Genomic DNA, 14,733 nt, shown 5'->3' on the forward strand with positions numbered 1-14,733 from the left:
TGACTGACGATACGGAGCCGGCCATGGCGACGGGGTCCGACCAGGAGCTCTGGGAGCGGTTGCGCGTCGGGGACCATTTCGCACTCGGCGAGCTGTTCGACCGGTACGCGGACGACGTACGGGCGTTCGCGTTCCGGCGTACGGCCTCGTGGAGCACTGCCGACGACGTGGTCCAGTCGACGTTCCTGAGCACCTGGCGGCGCTTCCAGCGCAATCCACCGGGCCCACTGACCGCCCCTAGCGCTCGCGGCTGGCTGCTCGTCGTGGCCGGCAACGAGTGCCGGGCGCTGGCCCGTACGGCGGCCAGGATGCGCAACCTGCTCACCCACCTGCCCGACCCGGTACCGGACCACGATCATGCGCCCGACGTCGCCCGCCGCCTGGACGACGAACGCCGGATGTCGGCGATCCGTCGCGCCGTGGCCGAACTCCCCCGGCACGAACGCGAGACGCTCGAGCTCGTCGTCTGGTCCGGACTCACCACAGCCGAGGCCGCGGACGCTCTCGGCGTACCGGTCGGAACTGTCAAGGCCCGGCTGCACCGCACCCGCCGCCGTTTCCCCGACCTGCTGAGCCGGGTCGCCCTCACCGAGGAGCTGTGATGAACGTCCGACTCGACCCGCCGCCCGTCCCCCCGCTCGACCCGGCGCGGCGCGCGCAGCTTCGCAACCGGATCATGGACAAGTCACGCCCGGCCGGCCATCACCGCGCCCCGCGCTGGATCGCTCCGGCGGTCAGTATCGCGGCCGTGGCGGCCGTTGTGGCCGGCACGCTCGTCGTCAGCAACCGTCCGTCCGACGGTCCCCCGGTCGCCGGCACTGCGACGGCGGCGGCGCCGACCTCGAGCAGTCTCGGAGCTGTGACCGACGCCGAGGCTACCGCCGCCTTCGTGAAGTCGTGCGAACCTCGCCTGCACCGCGAGCTGAAGCAACCGCTCACGGTCGTCTGGGCGCGGCGGGTGCCGGGCAAGACGTCGAAAGCCACCGACATCCTGATGATTGTCAAGGGCTCCGGAGCCCCAGGTATCGCATCCTGCCTGGCCCCATCCGGAGGCGGCATGTGGCAGAAGGATCCGTCGGGCTGGACCGATCTGCCGACACAGAAGCAAGGCCTCGCAAGCCTGATCGGTGGCACTTCCTCGACGTCGGAGCCGAAGCCGGAGTCCCGGATCTGGACGCTCTACCGGGCCCGCCCGGAGATCGCCCGGGTCGAATCGCGCTACGTCTCGAACGGCACCGTCGGGCCGTGGCAACCCGGTTACGTCGACAGCGGCTACGCCTACACGGACAACCGGGCGGACAAGGTGCTCACCGCCAGCAGCCTGCGCCAGCAGGTGCGGGCGTACGACGCCCATGGCCGGCTGCTGCCGATCGAGCTCAAGTAGCGCGGATCAGCGGCGGCGGGACATGGTGCGGGCGACGTTGATCGCGATCAGGCCGAACCAGGCGATGACCACGCCGAACGGGCCGACCATGCCGGCCGCGATCGCGGTGATCGGGATGGCCGCGACGATCGACACGATCGCCAGCGCCAGCCCGCCGGGGTCGGTCTCGCGGCTGGGGTGGCGTCGCGGGGCGGCCTCGGCGTACGGGCCGACGCGTCGCTGGACATCCCGGGCATCGAGCTTCTCCAGGAAGCTGTCGATGATCTCGTTCTCGTACTCCGGCCCCAGCTCCTGCCGAGCCGCCACCGCGGCCCGCAGGTCCTTCCGCACCTCATCCGTTGCCATGACAGCAAGCTAAGTCCGCCGGACCGCCGTACCAATCGGGGAAACCCCCCGATCGCACCGGGAGTTTTACCTACCCCCGCGCGGCCTGGCGGCCCTGGCGCGGCCCGGTGGCAGAACGAACCGCCCCTGGACGCTCGGTCCAGGGGCGGTTCGCGGTGTCCTACAGGTACTGACCGGTGTTGGTCGCGGTGTCGATCGAGCGGCCTGGCTCGGTGCCCTGCTTGCCGGAGATGAGCGTCCGGATGTAGACGATCCGTTCGCCCTTCTTGCCGGAGATGCGGGCCCAGTCGTCCGGGTTGGTGGTGTTCGGCAGGTCCTCGTTCTCCTTGAACTCGTCCACGCAGGCCTGGAGCAGGTGCTGCACCCGCAGGCCCTTCTGGTTCTCGTCCAGGAAGGCCTTGATCGCCATCTTCTTCGCCCGGTCGACGATGTTCTGGATCATCGCGCCCGAGTTGAAGTCCTTGAAGTACAGGACCTCCTTGTCACCGTTCGCGTAGGTGACCTCGAGGAAGCGGTTCTCGTCGGCCTCGGTGTACATCCGCTCGACCGTGCGCTGGATCATGCCGTCCACGCACGCCTGCCGGTCGCCGCCGAACTCGCCTAGGTCGTCCTCGTGCAACGGCAGTCCGCTGGTCAGGTACTTCGAGAAGATGTCCCGGGCCGCCTCCGCATCGGGGCGCTCGATCTTGATCTTCACGTCCAGCCGGCCGGGCCGCAGGATCGCGGGGTCGATCATGTCCTCGCGGTTGGAGGCGCCGATGACCAGGACGTTCTCGAGGCCCTCGACACCGTCGATCTCGCTCAGCAGCTGCGGAACGATGGTGTTCTCCACGTCCGAGGACACACCGGATCCGCGGGTGCGGAACAGCGAGTCCATCTCGTCGAAGAACACGATCACCGGCATACCCTCGGAGGCCTTCTCCCGGGCCCGCTGGAAGACCAGGCGGATGTGCCGCTCGGTCTCACCGACGTACTTGTTCAGCAGCTCGGGGCCCTTGATGTTCAGGAAGAACGACTTCTGGCCCTCGGTCCCGGTCCGCTCGGCGACCTTCTTGGCCAGCGAGTTCGCCACCGCCTTGGCGATCAGCGTCTTGCCGCAGCCGGGCGGGCCGTAGAGCAGCACGCCCTTCGGCGGCTTCAGCTCGTGCTCGAGGAACAGGTCCTTGTGCAGGTACGGCAGCTCGACCGCGTCCCGGATCTGCTCGATCTGGCCGGTCAGGCCGCCGATCTGGGTGTAGTCGATGTCCGGGACCTCTTCGAGGATCAGCTCCTCGACCTCGGACTTCGGGATCTTCTCGTACACATACCCGGAGCGGGCCTCGAGCAGCAGCGAGTCGCCGGCCCGCAGCGGCACGTCGAGCAGCGGCGACGCGAGCCGCACCACCCGTTCCTCGTCCGCCTGCGCGATGACCAGCGCCCGCTCGCCGTCGGCGAGCAGCTCCTTCAGCATCACCACGTCACCGACGACCTCGAACTCGCAGGCCTCGACCACGTTGAGTGCTTCGTTCAGCATCAGTTCCTGGCCGAGCCGGAGCGCGTCCAGGTCCACCGACGGGCTCGCCGCGACCCGGAGTTTCCGGCCACCGGTGAACACGTCCAGCGTGTCGTCTTCATTGCGTCCGAGGAAGGTGCCGAATCCGGACGGCGGTTGCGCCAGCCGGTCGACCTCCTCCTTCAGGGCGATGATCTTCTCTCGCGCCTCCCGCAGCGTGTCGGCCAGCCGCTCGTTCTGAGCGGTGACACTCGCCAAGGAAGCCTGTGTTTCGGACAGCCTGCTCTCGAGCGACCGGCTGTCTGCCGGGTGCTCGAGCAGCCGCCGTCGCAACGCCGCGACTTCGGCTTCCAGGTACCGGACCTGGTTACGCAGTTCTGCCGCGGTAGGACTCTCGTCTCCAGCCACGATCATCACCTCACCATGTGGGGCTCGACCCTATGGACCTTACCCAGAAAACCTCGCCGGGCAAGCTGAATCCCATCACGTGTCGGTTGCGGATGAACCAGTTGCCTTCGGCATGTCGTCGGTTGATTCCGAACGGGCCTCTTCGCGACGAGGCCCGAGGTAGTCGTCGCCGTACGCGCCGGGCGCGGGGCGTCGCTTCTTCCGGGGTGCCTGCACCCCGTGCGCCATCCTTCGTGCTGTGACCAGGAAGGCGGTGTGACCTTGCATCCGGTGGCCCGGACGAACCGCAAGGCCTTCTACATGCCAGTCTCGCACGAGAGACTCCCACGCGCGCGGCTCGGTGAACTCGCCGTGTGCCCTCAGCGTCTCCACGAAGCGGCTCAGCTGCGTCGTGGTGGCCACGTAGGCGCAGAACACCCCACCGGGCGAAAGAGCCTCAGCGACGACGTCAACGCACTCCCACGGCGCGAGCATGTCGAGCACGACGCGGTCCACGTCCTGCTCGTTCAGCTTCTCGACCAGGTCACCGACCTCGAGCCGCCAGGCCGGGTGCTCGCCGCCGAAGAAGCCGGTCACGTTCTTCCGCGCGACCTCCGCGAAGTCCTCGCGGCGCTCGAACGAGATCACCTGCCCGTGGATCCCGACCGCCCGCAACAGAGCCGTGGTCAGCGCGCCGGAGCCGGCTCCCGCCTCGACCACCTTGGCACCCGGGAAGATGTCGGCCATCGTCACGATCTGCGCCGTGTCCTTGGGGTAGATCACCGCCGCACCGCGCGGCATCGAGACCGAGTAGTCGGCCATCAGCGGACGCAGCGCCAGGTACTCGACGCCGCCCTTCGACTTGATCACGACCGCGTCCGGGCCGTCGATCAGGTCGTCGTGCGCGATCCCGCCCTTGGTGGTGTGGAAGATCTTCCCGCGCTCCAGGTTGACCGAGTGCCGGCGGCCCTTCGAGTCCTGCAGGGTGATCCACTCGCCCTCCTGCAGCGGTCCGTGATGGACCCCGGAGAACGCCTGGTCGGGAAAGTCACGCAAGTCAGCCATAAGGCGCTCACCTTAACTTTCGGTCACCGCAACCGAGTAATCAGCGCGAACGGAAGGCGCGTTCCACGTCCGCCGTCGCGAGTACGCCGTACACCGCGCCGGCGGCGTCGAGGACGAGGTACTCCGAGGCCGGGTGCTCGCGCAACGTGGCGAGGATCTCCTCGCCGGTGTCGTTGACGCCGATGATGTGGCCCGCGCCGATGGCGGTCGAAACCTCGCTGACCGTGGTCCACGGCCGCTGGTTCGGGGCGACGGCCGCGACCGCGGTCTCCGAGACGAGGGCGTGCGGCTTGCCGTCACCGTCGATCACCACGACCGCGCCGGCCTGGGTCTGGCCCGCGAGCCGGACCGCTTCGGCGATCGGTGTGCCGGAATGTACGGCGACGGCGCGGCGGGCCAGGGTACGGACCTGGAGGCTGGGGAGCTTGCGCCGCAGCCGGGCCTGCATCAAGGACGTGGTCGAGCCGGTCCAGAGGAAGAAGCCGACGAGCAGCGCGATGATGAAATCGATCATCGATGGCTGCCAGCCCCAGATCTCCTGCAGCAGCACCGGCACCGCGAGCACCGAGAGCGCGAGCAACCGGCCCGCCCACGCGGCCACGATCGTGCCGGTGTGCATGTTGCCCGTGAACTTCCAGACGATCGCGCGCAGTACCCAGCCGCCGTCCAGCGGCAGACCGGGCAGCAGGTTGGTGACGCCGACGATCAGGTTCGCGATCCCGAGCTCCCACAGGGCGACGTACCCGACGCCCTCGTCGAAGGCGCGGGAGCCGAGGTACGCGAGCCCGCCGACGACCAGTGAGGCGATCGGGCCGACCACTGAGACGGCGAACTCCTCGAGCGGTGACTTCCGCTCGCCCTCGATGTGCGTGCCGGCCGCGAAGAAGCCGAGGTTGATCTCGGAGACGCCGATGCCGAACCGCAACGCCATCAGCGCGTGCGCCAGCTCGTGGACCAGGATCGACAGCGTGAACGCGACCACGAACGCGAACGCCGCGGCATACCGCCAGCCGCCGAGCTCGGGGAACTGCTGCCCGATGATCGCGGCGAACCCGACCGCGAGCAGCATCGCCACCGGCAGCCAGGTGAAGCGCATCGTCAGCCGGATCCCGCGGACACGACCGAGCACCCAGGTCCCGGGCGGTGGTGGGCCGGCCGGCTGGGCGGGATTCTGGGGATCACGCGAGTCTGGCATCAAGCCAAACCTACTTTGCCGTCGGTAACTCCGTGCTACCTACCCACCGTGAGAGCCGGGATGTACCCCTGATCGACATCTCCGGCAATTTCCACAGGGCTTTCCAGGGGCTTTTCCACAGGGCGGTGTGGGGTGCGCGCGAACTGTCGGTGGTTGTGCCTAGGGTTCCGGTATGAGCGTTGCAGCCGTAGTCGATCCGCAGGAGCACTCGCGTGGGGCGTTGTCCCCGTCCCGAGCGGCGGATTTCATGAGCTGCCCGCTGAAGTACCGGTTCCGCGTCGTCGACCGGTTGCCGGAGAAGCCGTCGGCTGCCGCGGTGCGCGGGACCGTCGTCCACGCCGTGCTGGAGCGCCTGTTCGACCTGCCCCGCGGGCAGCGGACGCTGGAGCAGGCGTCGGAGCTGCTCGAGCCGCAGTGGCAGCGGATCCTCGAGGAGGAGCCCGAGGTCGCCGAGCTGTTCGCCGAGGACGCGAGCGGCGACGAGCTGGCGAAGTGGCTCGCCGAGGCACACGAACTGCTCGGCAAGTACTTCACGCTCGAGGACCCCAACCTCTTGGAGCCCGCCGAGCGCGAGCTGTACGTAGAGACCGCCCTGGACTCGGGTCTGGTGCTGCGCGGCTACGTCGACCGTCTCGATGTCGCGCCGACCGGAGAGATCCGGGTCGTCGACTACAAAACCGGTCGCTCGCCGTCGGAGTTCTTCGAGGCCAAGGCCCTGTTCCAGATGAAGTTCTACGCGCTCGTGCTGTGGAAGCTGCGCGGTGTCGTGCCGGCCATGCTCCAACTGGTGTATCTGGGCAACGGCGAGATCGTCCGCTACATCCCCGACGAAGCCGACCTCCGCGCCTGCGAGCGCAAGGTCTCCGCGCTCTGGATCGCGATCACCCGGGCCCTCGACTCCGGCGACTGGCGTCCCAACCCGGGCCCGCTCTGCGACTGGTGTGACCACAAGCCTCTCTGCCCCGCCTGGGGCGGCACACCTCCGCCCCTCCCGACCCGCTCGGTCGAAGAGGTCGCCGCCGAGTCGGCCGGCATCGACCTGATCACAGTTGACGGCTGAGTCGTCCGCTGATCCCCACCTCCACCCCATCGGAGGAACCCTCGATCGATACGGTTCGTCGCATGGGCGTGGCTGATGCGGCGGTGCGGGCGGTCGGGGTGTGGAAGGTGTACGGCGGTGGGCAGACGCGGGTGGATGCGCTGGCCGATGTGAGTGCGGACTTCGGGAAGGGGCGGTTCACCGCGATCATGGGGCCGTCCGGCTCCGGGAAGTCGACGCTGCTGCACTGTCTCGCCGGGTTGGACAAGCCGTCGGACGGCACGGTTCAGCTCGGTGAGGTCGACCTGACCACGCTGCCCGAGAAGCAGCTGACCCATCTCCGCCGGGACCGGATCGGTTTCGTCTTCCAGGCGTTCAACCTGGTCCCGACCCTGACCGCGCTCGAGAACATCACGCTTCCGCTCGACCTGGCCGGGCGCAAGCCTGATCAGGAGTGGCTGACCACCGTGATCGACGCGATCGGCCTCAGTGATCGTCTGAGCCACAAGCCGGCCGAGCTTTCCGGCGGCCAGCAGCAGCGGGTCGCCTGCGCCCGCGCCCTCGTGTCCCGTCCGGACGTGGTGCTCGCGGACGAGCCGACCGGCAACCTCGACTCCCGCTCGTCCGCCGACGTCCTCGACTTCCTCCACCGCTCCGTCCGCGATTTCGGCCAGACCGTTGTCATGGTCACGCACGACCCGAGCGCCGCGTCGTACGCCGATCGGGTCCTGTTCCTGGCCGACGGCACGCTCCAGTCCGAGCTGCTCGACCCGACCGCCGAGTCGGTGCTCGACACGATGAAGAAGCTCGAAACGACCCAGCCCGCCGAACCCGTGGCCGGCTGATGTTCAAGCTCGGCCTCCGCTCGGTCCTCGCCCACCGGCTCAGATTCGTCCTGTGCACGCTCGCCGTCACGCTGGGCGTTGCGTTCGCCGGCGGCGCGATGGTCTTCACCGACACCCTGTCGCACGCCCTGAAGAAGAACTTCGCGGTGAGTACGGCGGACATCACCGTCACGCCGTCGTCCCCGATCGAGACCGGCACCGACCGCCCGGCGACGTTCCAGTCCGAGATTGCGGACCGAGTCGCCGAAGTGCCCGGTGTGGCGAGCGCGATCCCGCAGCTGATGGTCAGCGATGTCGAGATCCTCGGCCCGGACGGCAAGAAGATCGAGAACTACGGGCTGACCAGCTTCGGCGCCGCGTGGCCGCGGGAGCCGGCGACCGCGCCGTTCAAGCTGGTCGACGGCACCCCGCCCTTCGGCGGCAGCCAGCTGGCACTCGACGAATCGACCGCGAGCCGTGCCGGGTATGAGATCGGTGACCAGGTCAAGATCGTCACTCCGACCCAGGCCCTGACTGCGACGCTGACCGGGACCACGACACCCGCTGTTGCTGGTGCCGCGGCCGGCGCGCCGCTGGTCACCTTCGACGGTGCGACAGCCCAGCGCCTACTGCTCGGCCAGGCGGGCTGGACGTCGGTCACGGTCGCGCTCAAGCCGGGATCCGACGCCGACACGGTCAGCAAGGTGATCTCCACGACCATCGGCGACTCGGTGAAGGTCCGGACCGCGAAGCAGGTCTCGGCCGACGGCGAGCACGACCTCGACACCACGTTCGGCGGCTTCAGCACCGTGCTCGTGCTGTTCGCCTGCCTCGCGTTGTTCGTCGGCACGTTCCTGATCGTCAACACGTTCGCGATGGTCGTCGCGCAACGGTCGCGCGAGCTCGCGATGCTCCGGGCGATCGGTGCGTCCCGCGGTCAGGTCACCAGCTCGATCGTCGCCGAGAGCGCGATCATCGGCTTCCTCGGCTCCACGCTCGGCCTGTTGATCGGCATCGGCGTCGCCGTCGCGATTCGTTTCACGTACGAGACGCTCGACCTCCGCATCCCGACCGCGTCGCTCCAGGTCACCCCGACCACGATCATCGCCTGCTACCTCATCGGCATCGGCGTCACGGTCGCGGCTGCGGCGCCGGCCGCCCGCAGGGCCGGGAAGCTCCCGCCGATCGCCGCGATGCGCGACGACGTCTCGGCGCCGGAACGCTCCCTGCTCACCCGGATCCTGATCGGCGCCTTCGTGCTGCTGATGGCTGTCCTGCTGTACGCGATCGGCCTGAACGCGGGCGGCCTGCCGGGCGTCGTACTGATCGTCCTCGGCGCCGGCACCGCGGTCATCGGCATCGTGATGCTCAGCCCGCTCCTCAGCCGGTACGTCGTCCGCATGCTGATGTACCCGTTCGGCCGCAAGGCACCGGTCACGCTCGGCCGCCGCAATGCCGAGCGGAATCCGCGCCGTACGTCGGCTACCGCGTCCGCACTGATGATCTCGGTCTCGCTGATCAGCGGCCTGATGGTGATCGCCGCGTCGGCGAAGGCCTCGATCAACCAGAACATCGACGACGCGCTCGGCACGTCCCAGATCCTCATCACCACCGACGGCACCCCGGCCTTCAGCACACAGGTCGGCGACCGGACGGAGAAGGTCGCCGGCGTACGGTCCGTGCATCGGGTCCGGACGGAGACCGGCAAGGTCGGGAAGACGAACGTCCAGGTCACCGGGATCAGCGACGGCACGCTGGACGGCCCGATCACGACGAAGTTCGACGCGGGCTCCGCGGCCGCGCTCGACGCCGGCCAGGCCCTTCTCCCCCGCAACCTCGCCACCACCCTCGGCGTGACCGTCGGCAAGACCTTCGAGCTGGCCACGGCGACCGGCACCCACAAGCTGACCGTCGGCGGGATCGTCGCACCGAACAGGCAGCTCAACGCCGTGATCGTGTCGCTGCCGACGTACCGGACCATCGGCGGCACGACCAGCGACAACCTCCTGTACGTCGAAGTTGCTGACGGCAACCGAGTCGGCCAGGTCCGGGCCGAGATTCTCGGTCGGCTGACGAAGGACTATCCGTCGATCCAGGTCCGCGACCAGCAGGCGTACGCCGCCGCGGCGCGCGAGCCGGTGAACGGCGTACTGGCCGCGGTCGGCTTCCTGCTCGTGCTCGCTGTTCTGATCGCTCTGCTCGGCATCGTGAACACGCTCGGACTCGGCGTGGTCGAGCGGACCCGCGAGATCGGCCTGTTGCGGGCGGTCGGCATGGACGCCCCGCAGCTGAGCCGGATGCTCCGCGTCGAGTCGATCGCGATCACACTGCTCGGATCGCTGCTGGGCTTGGCCCTCGGTGTCGGCGTCGCGGCCGCGATCCAGTCCGCGATGGTCGACAACGGCCTCAACGTTCGCGATATCCCGGTGCTCCAGCTGGTGGCAGCGGTCGCCGCGGCGATGCTGTTCGGCGTACTCGCTGCGGTCTGGCCGTCACGCCGTGCAAGTCGTCTCAACGTGCTGCGGGCAATAGCTGCAGAGTGATCGCGGAGTGAGGACTGCAGTAAACTCCTGAGGTGAAGCCATACCAGTGATTCACAGGTAATCTGCCGGTGTGCCGGGGACTGTGCAGTCGATCGAGCGGGCCGCGGCGGTGCTGCGACTCCTCGCCGCCGCGCCTGACGGGCTCGGGGTCGCCGACCTCGGCAACGCACTCGGGCTGGCCAAGACGACCGTGCACGGCATCCTCCGGACCCTGCATCAGGTCGGTTTCGTCGAACAGGACCACACCGGCGCGCATTACCACCTGAGCGACGCCTTTGGCCGGCTCGGCGAGAGCTACCTCGATCCGAACGAACTGCGCAGCCGCGCGATCAACTGGGCCGACTCGCTCGCGTCCCGCAGCGGTGAGGTCGTTCGCGTCGGCCGCCTGGTCGAGGGCAAGGTCGTCGTCGTGCACCACGTCTTCCGGCCCGACGACAGCGACCAGGACCTGGACGTCGGTACGACGCTGCCGCCGCATGCGACCGCGCTGGGCAAGGCAGTCCTCGCGTACGACGCCAGCGGCGCCTCCCGGCCGCACAAGCTCGAGGCGTTCACCACCCGGACGATCATCGATCCGGCCCGGCTGGCCGAGGAGCTCGCAGCGGTGCGCGCCCGCGGTTGGGCCAGCGAGTTCGAGGAATACACGGTCGAGCTGGCGAGTATCGCGGCGCCGATCCGCGGACTCGGCGGCCTGGTCGTCGGCGCGGTCGGTCTGGCCGGCCGGGTCGAACGCATCTGCGACAGCCGCCTGCGACATCGCGCCGACCTGGTGACGATGGTCCGCGCCACCGCGGACGCCATCGCCCGCGATCTCCGGGAGGACGCATGACCCCCGCCCCGCCGTCCTCCGAGCTCACCGCCCCGCCCACCGCCCCGCCCTCCTCCGAACTCACCGCCCCACCCACCGCCCCGCCCTCCTCCGAGCTCACCGCCCCGCCCACCGCCCCGCCCACCGCCCCGCCCACCGCCCCGCCCACCGCCGCACGCGCCGCCGCACGCGCCGCCGCACGCGCCGCCGCCATCGCGCCCCGGACGTCTCAGGGGTCAACCCCTGAGTTGGTCGGTTCGGCCAGGAGATTCTCGGGGGCCAACCCACCAACTCAGGGGTTGACCCCTGAGACGTCCGGCGGCGGGGGCGGGAGTGAGGGGTGGGGTGATGGCTGAGCAGTATGTGGCGGCCGTGGATCAGGGGACGAACTCGACGCGGTGCATCCTGTTCGACCGGCGCGGGCGGTTGGTGTCGGTGGCGCAGCGTGAGCACCACCAGCTCTTCCCGCGACCCGGGTGGGTCGAGCACGACGCCGGCGAGATCTGGAACAACGTCACCCGCGTGGTGCCGGGCGCGATCAAGCAGATCGGCGCCTCACCGTCCCAGATCGTTGCCATCGGCATCGCCAACCAGCGCGAGACCAGCCTGCTCTGGGACCGGCTGACCGGCCGGCCGATCGGGCACGCGGTGACCTGGCAGGACACCCGGACGGACCGGCTGGTCACCGAGCTCGCCGGCACCGAAGGCGCGGACCGGTTCGCCGATCTGTGCGGTCTCCCGCTGACGACGTACTTCTCGGCGCCCCGGATCAAGTGGATGCTCGACCACACGCCCGGTCTGCGGCAGCGCGCCGAGCGCGGCGAGATCCTCTTCGGCACGATGGAGAGCTGGCTGATCTGGAACTTCACCGGCGGCGCGAAGGGCGGCCTGCACGCCACCGACGTGACCAACGCGAGCCGCACGATGCTGATGAACATCGAGACGCTCGAATGGGACGACCGGCTGCTCGAGGCGTTCGACGTACCGCGGGCGATCCTGCCGGAGATCCGCCCGTCGTCCGGGGTCTTCGCGACCGCGACCGAAGTACTGCCCGGGGTGCGGATCGGTGCGGCGCTCGGCGATCAGCAGGCCGCGCTGTTCGGGCAGACCTGCTTCAGCGCCGGTGAGGCGAAGTGCACATACGGCACCGGGTCGTTCCTGCTGCTGCACACCGGGCAGGAGATCGTCCGGTCGAAGCACGGGATGCTGACCACGGTCGCGTACCAGATCGGTGACCACCCTGCGTCGTACGCGCTGGAAGGCTCGATGGCCGTGACCGGGTCGCTGGTGCAGTGGTTCCGGGACGGGCTCGGGATGATCCACACCGCGGCAGAGATCGAGACGCTGGCGCGCACGGTGGAGGACAACGGCGGCGCGTACATCGTGCCGGCGTTCTCCGGGCTGTTCGCACCACACTGGCGCAGCGAGGCGCGCGGCGTGATCGCCGGGCTGACCGGGTACATCACCAAGGGTCACCTGGCTCGCGCCGTCCTGGAAGCCACCGGCTTCCAGACGCTCGAGGTCGTCGACGCGATGAACGCCGACTCCGGTATCGCGCTGACCGCGCTGAAGGTCGACGGCGGGATGACGGCGAACAACCTGCTGATGCAGTTCCTCGCCGATCTGCTCGACGTCCGCGTCGTCCGTCCGATGGTGACCGAGACCGTGTCCCTCGGTGCGGCGTACGCCGCCGGCCTGGCCGTCGGGTACTGGCCCGACCTGGAAGGCCTGCGCAGCAACTGGCACCGCGCAGGTCAGTGGATGCCGCACATGGATCCGGCCCGCCGCAAGACCGAGTACGCGAACTGGCAGGCGGCCGTCCAGCGGACCTTCAACTGGATCCGTCCCGAGGACCAGGAACTCTAGCAACGGGGAGGACCGTGCCGGTCCTCCCCGCGCTGATGGTCAGGCCGGCGAGACGATGTCCGGAGCCTCGAGGCGCACCTTGTCGGCGGACTCGTCGTCGGGCTGGTCCTGCGAGTCCCGTTCGGACTGGACGCGCCTGTTGTAGAACGAGACCTCGCGCTCGATTGTCGCCGCGTCCCAGCCGAGGATCGGTGCGACCAGCCGGGCAGCTGCCTCCGCTGCGCCGACGCCGCGGTCCCAGGCCTCGATCGAGATCCGGGTGCGCCGGGCAAGGATGTCGTCGAGATGACGAGCGCCCTCGGCCTTGGCGCCGTACACGATCTCCGCCTTCAAGTAGTCCTGCGTGCCGGGCAGCTGCTCGCCCAGCGACGGGTCCTCCTCGACGAGCTGCAGTACTTCGTCGACCAGCGCGCCGTACCGGTTCAGCAGGTGCTCGATGCGGGCCACGTGCAGACCGGAGCGCTGCGCGATCAGGTGGCGCTGGTTCCACAACGCGTGGTACCCGTCGGCGCCGACCAGCGGGATGTTCTTCGTGACGCTCTTCGGCACCCGTCCGTCCAGCGCGTCCGCCACCGCGTCGATCGCGTCCTTCGCCATCACCCGGTACGTCGTGTACTTGCCACCAGCAACTACCACGAGACCCGGTGCGGTGTGGGCGACGACGTGTTCGCGGGACAGCTTCGACGTACTCTCCGACTCACCGGCGAGCAGCGGCCGCAGTCCGGCGTACACGCCCTCGACGTCCTCGCGGGTGAGCGGGGTCGTGAGTACTGCGTTGACGTGGTCGAGCAGGTATTCGATGTCCTTGCTCGTCGCGGCCGGATGCGCCTTGTCCAGGTGCCAGTCGGTGTCCGTGGTGCCGATCAGCCAGTGCCGGCCCCACGGGATGATGAACAGCACGGACTTCTCGGTCCGCAGGATCATCCCGGTGCTGGACTGGATCCGGTCCTTCGGCACGACGAGGTGGATGCCCTTCGACGCGCGGACGTGGTACTGCCCGCGCTCCCCCACCATCGCCTGCGTGTCGTCGGTCCAGACGCCGGTCGCGTTCACGACCTGCTTCGCGCGGACCTCGAACTCGCGACCGCTCTCGAGGTCCTTCGCCTGGACGCCGGTGACCCGCTCACCCTGCCGCAGGAAGCCGGTCACCTTCACGCGGTTCGCCACATGCGCTCCGTACGACGCGGCAGTCCGCGCGAGCTCCATCGTGTGGCGGGCGTCGTCGACCTGCGCGTCGTAGTACTGCAGCGCGCCGACCAGGGCGGACTTCTTCAACGACGGGACCAACCGCATCGCGCCGCGGCGGGTCAGGTGCCGGTGGAGCGGCAGCCCGGCTCCCAGGCCCGAGCTGACCGCCATACCGTCGTACAGGGCGACGCCGGAGCCGGCGTAGAACCGCTCCCACCAGCGGTGCTGGAGCGGGTACAGGAACGGCACCGGCTTGACCAGGTGCGGTGCCAGGCGTTGCAGGAGCAGACCGCGCTCCTGCAACGCCTCGTGCACCAGTCGGAAGTCGAGCATCTCCAGGTAGCGCAGGCCGCCATGGATCAGCTTGCTGGACCGGCTGGAGGTGCCGCTCGCAAAGTCGCGCGCCTCCAGCAGTCCGGTGGTCAGACCCCGGGTCGCGGCGTCGAGCGCCGACCCGGTGCCGACCACCCCGCCACCGATCACCAGGACGTCCAGTTCCCGTCCGTCGGCCATCGCGTCGATCGCGTCGGCCCTCGCTTGCGGGGACAGAGCCACTACGCCCACTGTGCTGTTCCTTCCGATTCCAGTTACTTATCT

At 69.1% G+C, this 14,733-nt stretch carries 12 protein-coding genes; 7 read left to right on the plus strand and 5 right to left on the minus strand.

The annotated features are described in order from the left end of the window. Positions 1 to 23 precede the first annotated feature (23 nt). Both EV653_RS10590 and EV653_RS10595 read left to right on the plus strand, forming a co-directional pair. Positions 24 to 602, plus strand: a complete 579-nt coding sequence (locus EV653_RS10590; RefSeq protein ID WP_166679338.1) for an RNA polymerase sigma factor — start codon at positions 24 to 26, stop codon at positions 600 to 602. Next, positions 602 to 1,384 carry a hypothetical protein gene (locus tag EV653_RS10595; protein WP_134100860.1) on the plus strand — a complete coding sequence of 261 codons (783 nt, stop codon included), beginning with the start codon at positions 602 to 604 and terminating at the stop codon, positions 1,382 to 1,384. Before EV653_RS10590 ends, EV653_RS10595 begins: the two co-directional genes overlap by 1 nt. 6 nt (positions 1,385 to 1,390) lie before the next feature. Here EV653_RS10595 and EV653_RS10600 read toward each other — a convergent pair whose 3' ends face one another. From EV653_RS10600 to EV653_RS10615, 4 genes are all read right to left on the minus strand, one after another. Next, positions 1,391 to 1,729 carry a hypothetical protein gene (locus EV653_RS10600; protein ID WP_134100863.1) on the minus strand — a complete coding sequence of 113 codons (339 nt, stop codon included), beginning with the start codon at positions 1,727 to 1,729 and terminating at the stop codon, positions 1,391 to 1,393. Positions 1,730 to 1,889: 160 nt separating this feature from the next. Continuing rightward, positions 1,890 to 3,635 (minus strand): proteasome ATPase, encoded by a 1,746-nt coding sequence (arc, locus tag EV653_RS10605; protein ID WP_134100865.1) that lies wholly within the window; start codon positions 3,633 to 3,635, stop codon positions 1,890 to 1,892. A gap of 69 nt (positions 3,636 to 3,704) precedes the next feature. Next, entirely contained in the window at positions 3,705 to 4,673 is a 969-nt protein-coding gene (locus EV653_RS10610; RefSeq protein WP_134100868.1) for a tRNA (adenine-N1)-methyltransferase, read from the minus strand. 40 nt (positions 4,674 to 4,713) lie between these two features. After that, positions 4,714 to 5,868, minus strand: coding sequence for a M50 family metallopeptidase (locus tag EV653_RS10615; RefSeq protein ID WP_238159670.1), 1,155 nt, complete (start codon positions 5,866 to 5,868; stop codon positions 4,714 to 4,716). Between the two features lie 172 nt (positions 5,869 to 6,040). Between EV653_RS10615 and EV653_RS10620 the strand changes: the two genes are divergently transcribed. The 5 genes from EV653_RS10620 to glpK all read left to right on the plus strand — a co-directional run bounded on the left by EV653_RS10620 (position 6,041) and on the right by glpK (position 12,948). After that, entirely contained in the window at positions 6,041 to 6,928 is an 888-nt protein-coding gene (locus EV653_RS10620; protein WP_134100871.1) for a RecB family exonuclease, read from the plus strand. A 62-nt stretch (positions 6,929 to 6,990) separates the two neighbouring features. Beyond that, complete coding sequence (locus tag EV653_RS10625; RefSeq protein ID WP_134100874.1) at positions 6,991 to 7,752, plus strand: ABC transporter ATP-binding protein; 762 nt, start codon at positions 6,991 to 6,993, stop codon at positions 7,750 to 7,752. After that, the gene (locus EV653_RS10630) at positions 7,752 to 10,274 is read left to right on the plus strand and encodes an ABC transporter permease (protein ID WP_134100877.1); all 2,523 of its coding nucleotides are present in this window, start codon (positions 7,752 to 7,754) and stop codon (positions 10,272 to 10,274) included. Before EV653_RS10625 ends, EV653_RS10630 begins: the two co-directional genes overlap by 1 nt. Before the next feature lie 70 nt (positions 10,275 to 10,344). Further along, the gene (locus tag EV653_RS10635; protein ID WP_134100879.1) at positions 10,345 to 11,103 is read left to right on the plus strand and encodes an IclR family transcriptional regulator; all 759 of its coding nucleotides are present in this window, start codon (positions 10,345 to 10,347) and stop codon (positions 11,101 to 11,103) included. Between the two features lie 327 nt (positions 11,104 to 11,430). Then, a complete protein-coding gene (gene glpK / locus EV653_RS10645; RefSeq protein WP_134100882.1) occupies positions 11,431 to 12,948 on the plus strand; it encodes a glycerol kinase GlpK in 1,518 nt (505 codons plus the stop codon). A gap of 39 nt (positions 12,949 to 12,987) precedes the next feature. Here the strand turns inward: glpK and EV653_RS10650 are convergent, their stop codons facing one another. Further along, a complete protein-coding gene (locus EV653_RS10650; protein ID WP_238159671.1) occupies positions 12,988 to 14,700 on the minus strand; it encodes a glycerol-3-phosphate dehydrogenase/oxidase in 1,713 nt (570 codons plus the stop codon). Positions 14,701 to 14,733 lie beyond the last annotated feature (33 nt).

This window comes from Kribbella pratensis (assembly GCF_004365355.1).
Classification (GTDB): Bacteria; Actinomycetota; Actinomycetes; order Propionibacteriales; family Kribbellaceae; genus Kribbella.

Coding starts and splice junctions, on each gene's coding strand:
- EV653_RS10590 (WP_166679338.1), top strand. CDS start 24: ATGGCGACGGGGTCCGACCAGGAGCTCTGGGAGCGGTTGCGCGTCGGG.
- EV653_RS10595 (WP_134100860.1), top strand. CDS start 602: ATGAACGTCCGACTCGACCCGCCGCCCGTCCCCCCGCTCGACCCGGCG.
- EV653_RS10600 (WP_134100863.1), bottom strand. CDS start 1,729: ATGGCAACGGATGAGGTGCGGAAGGACCTGCGGGCCGCGGTGGCGGCT.
- arc (WP_134100865.1), bottom strand. CDS start 3,635: ATGATCGTGGCTGGAGACGAGAGTCCTACCGCGGCAGAACTGCGTAAC.
- EV653_RS10610 (WP_134100868.1), bottom strand. CDS start 4,673: ATGGCTGACTTGCGTGACTTTCCCGACCAGGCGTTCTCCGGGGTCCAT.
- EV653_RS10615 (WP_238159670.1), bottom strand. CDS start 5,868: ATGCCAGACTCGCGTGATCCCCAGAATCCCGCCCAGCCGGCCGGCCCA.
- EV653_RS10620 (WP_134100871.1), top strand. CDS start 6,041: ATGAGCGTTGCAGCCGTAGTCGATCCGCAGGAGCACTCGCGTGGGGCG.
- EV653_RS10625 (WP_134100874.1), top strand. CDS start 6,991: ATGGGCGTGGCTGATGCGGCGGTGCGGGCGGTCGGGGTGTGGAAGGTG.
- EV653_RS10630 (WP_134100877.1), top strand. CDS start 7,752: ATGTTCAAGCTCGGCCTCCGCTCGGTCCTCGCCCACCGGCTCAGATTC.
- glpK (WP_134100882.1), top strand. CDS start 11,431: ATGGCTGAGCAGTATGTGGCGGCCGTGGATCAGGGGACGAACTCGACG.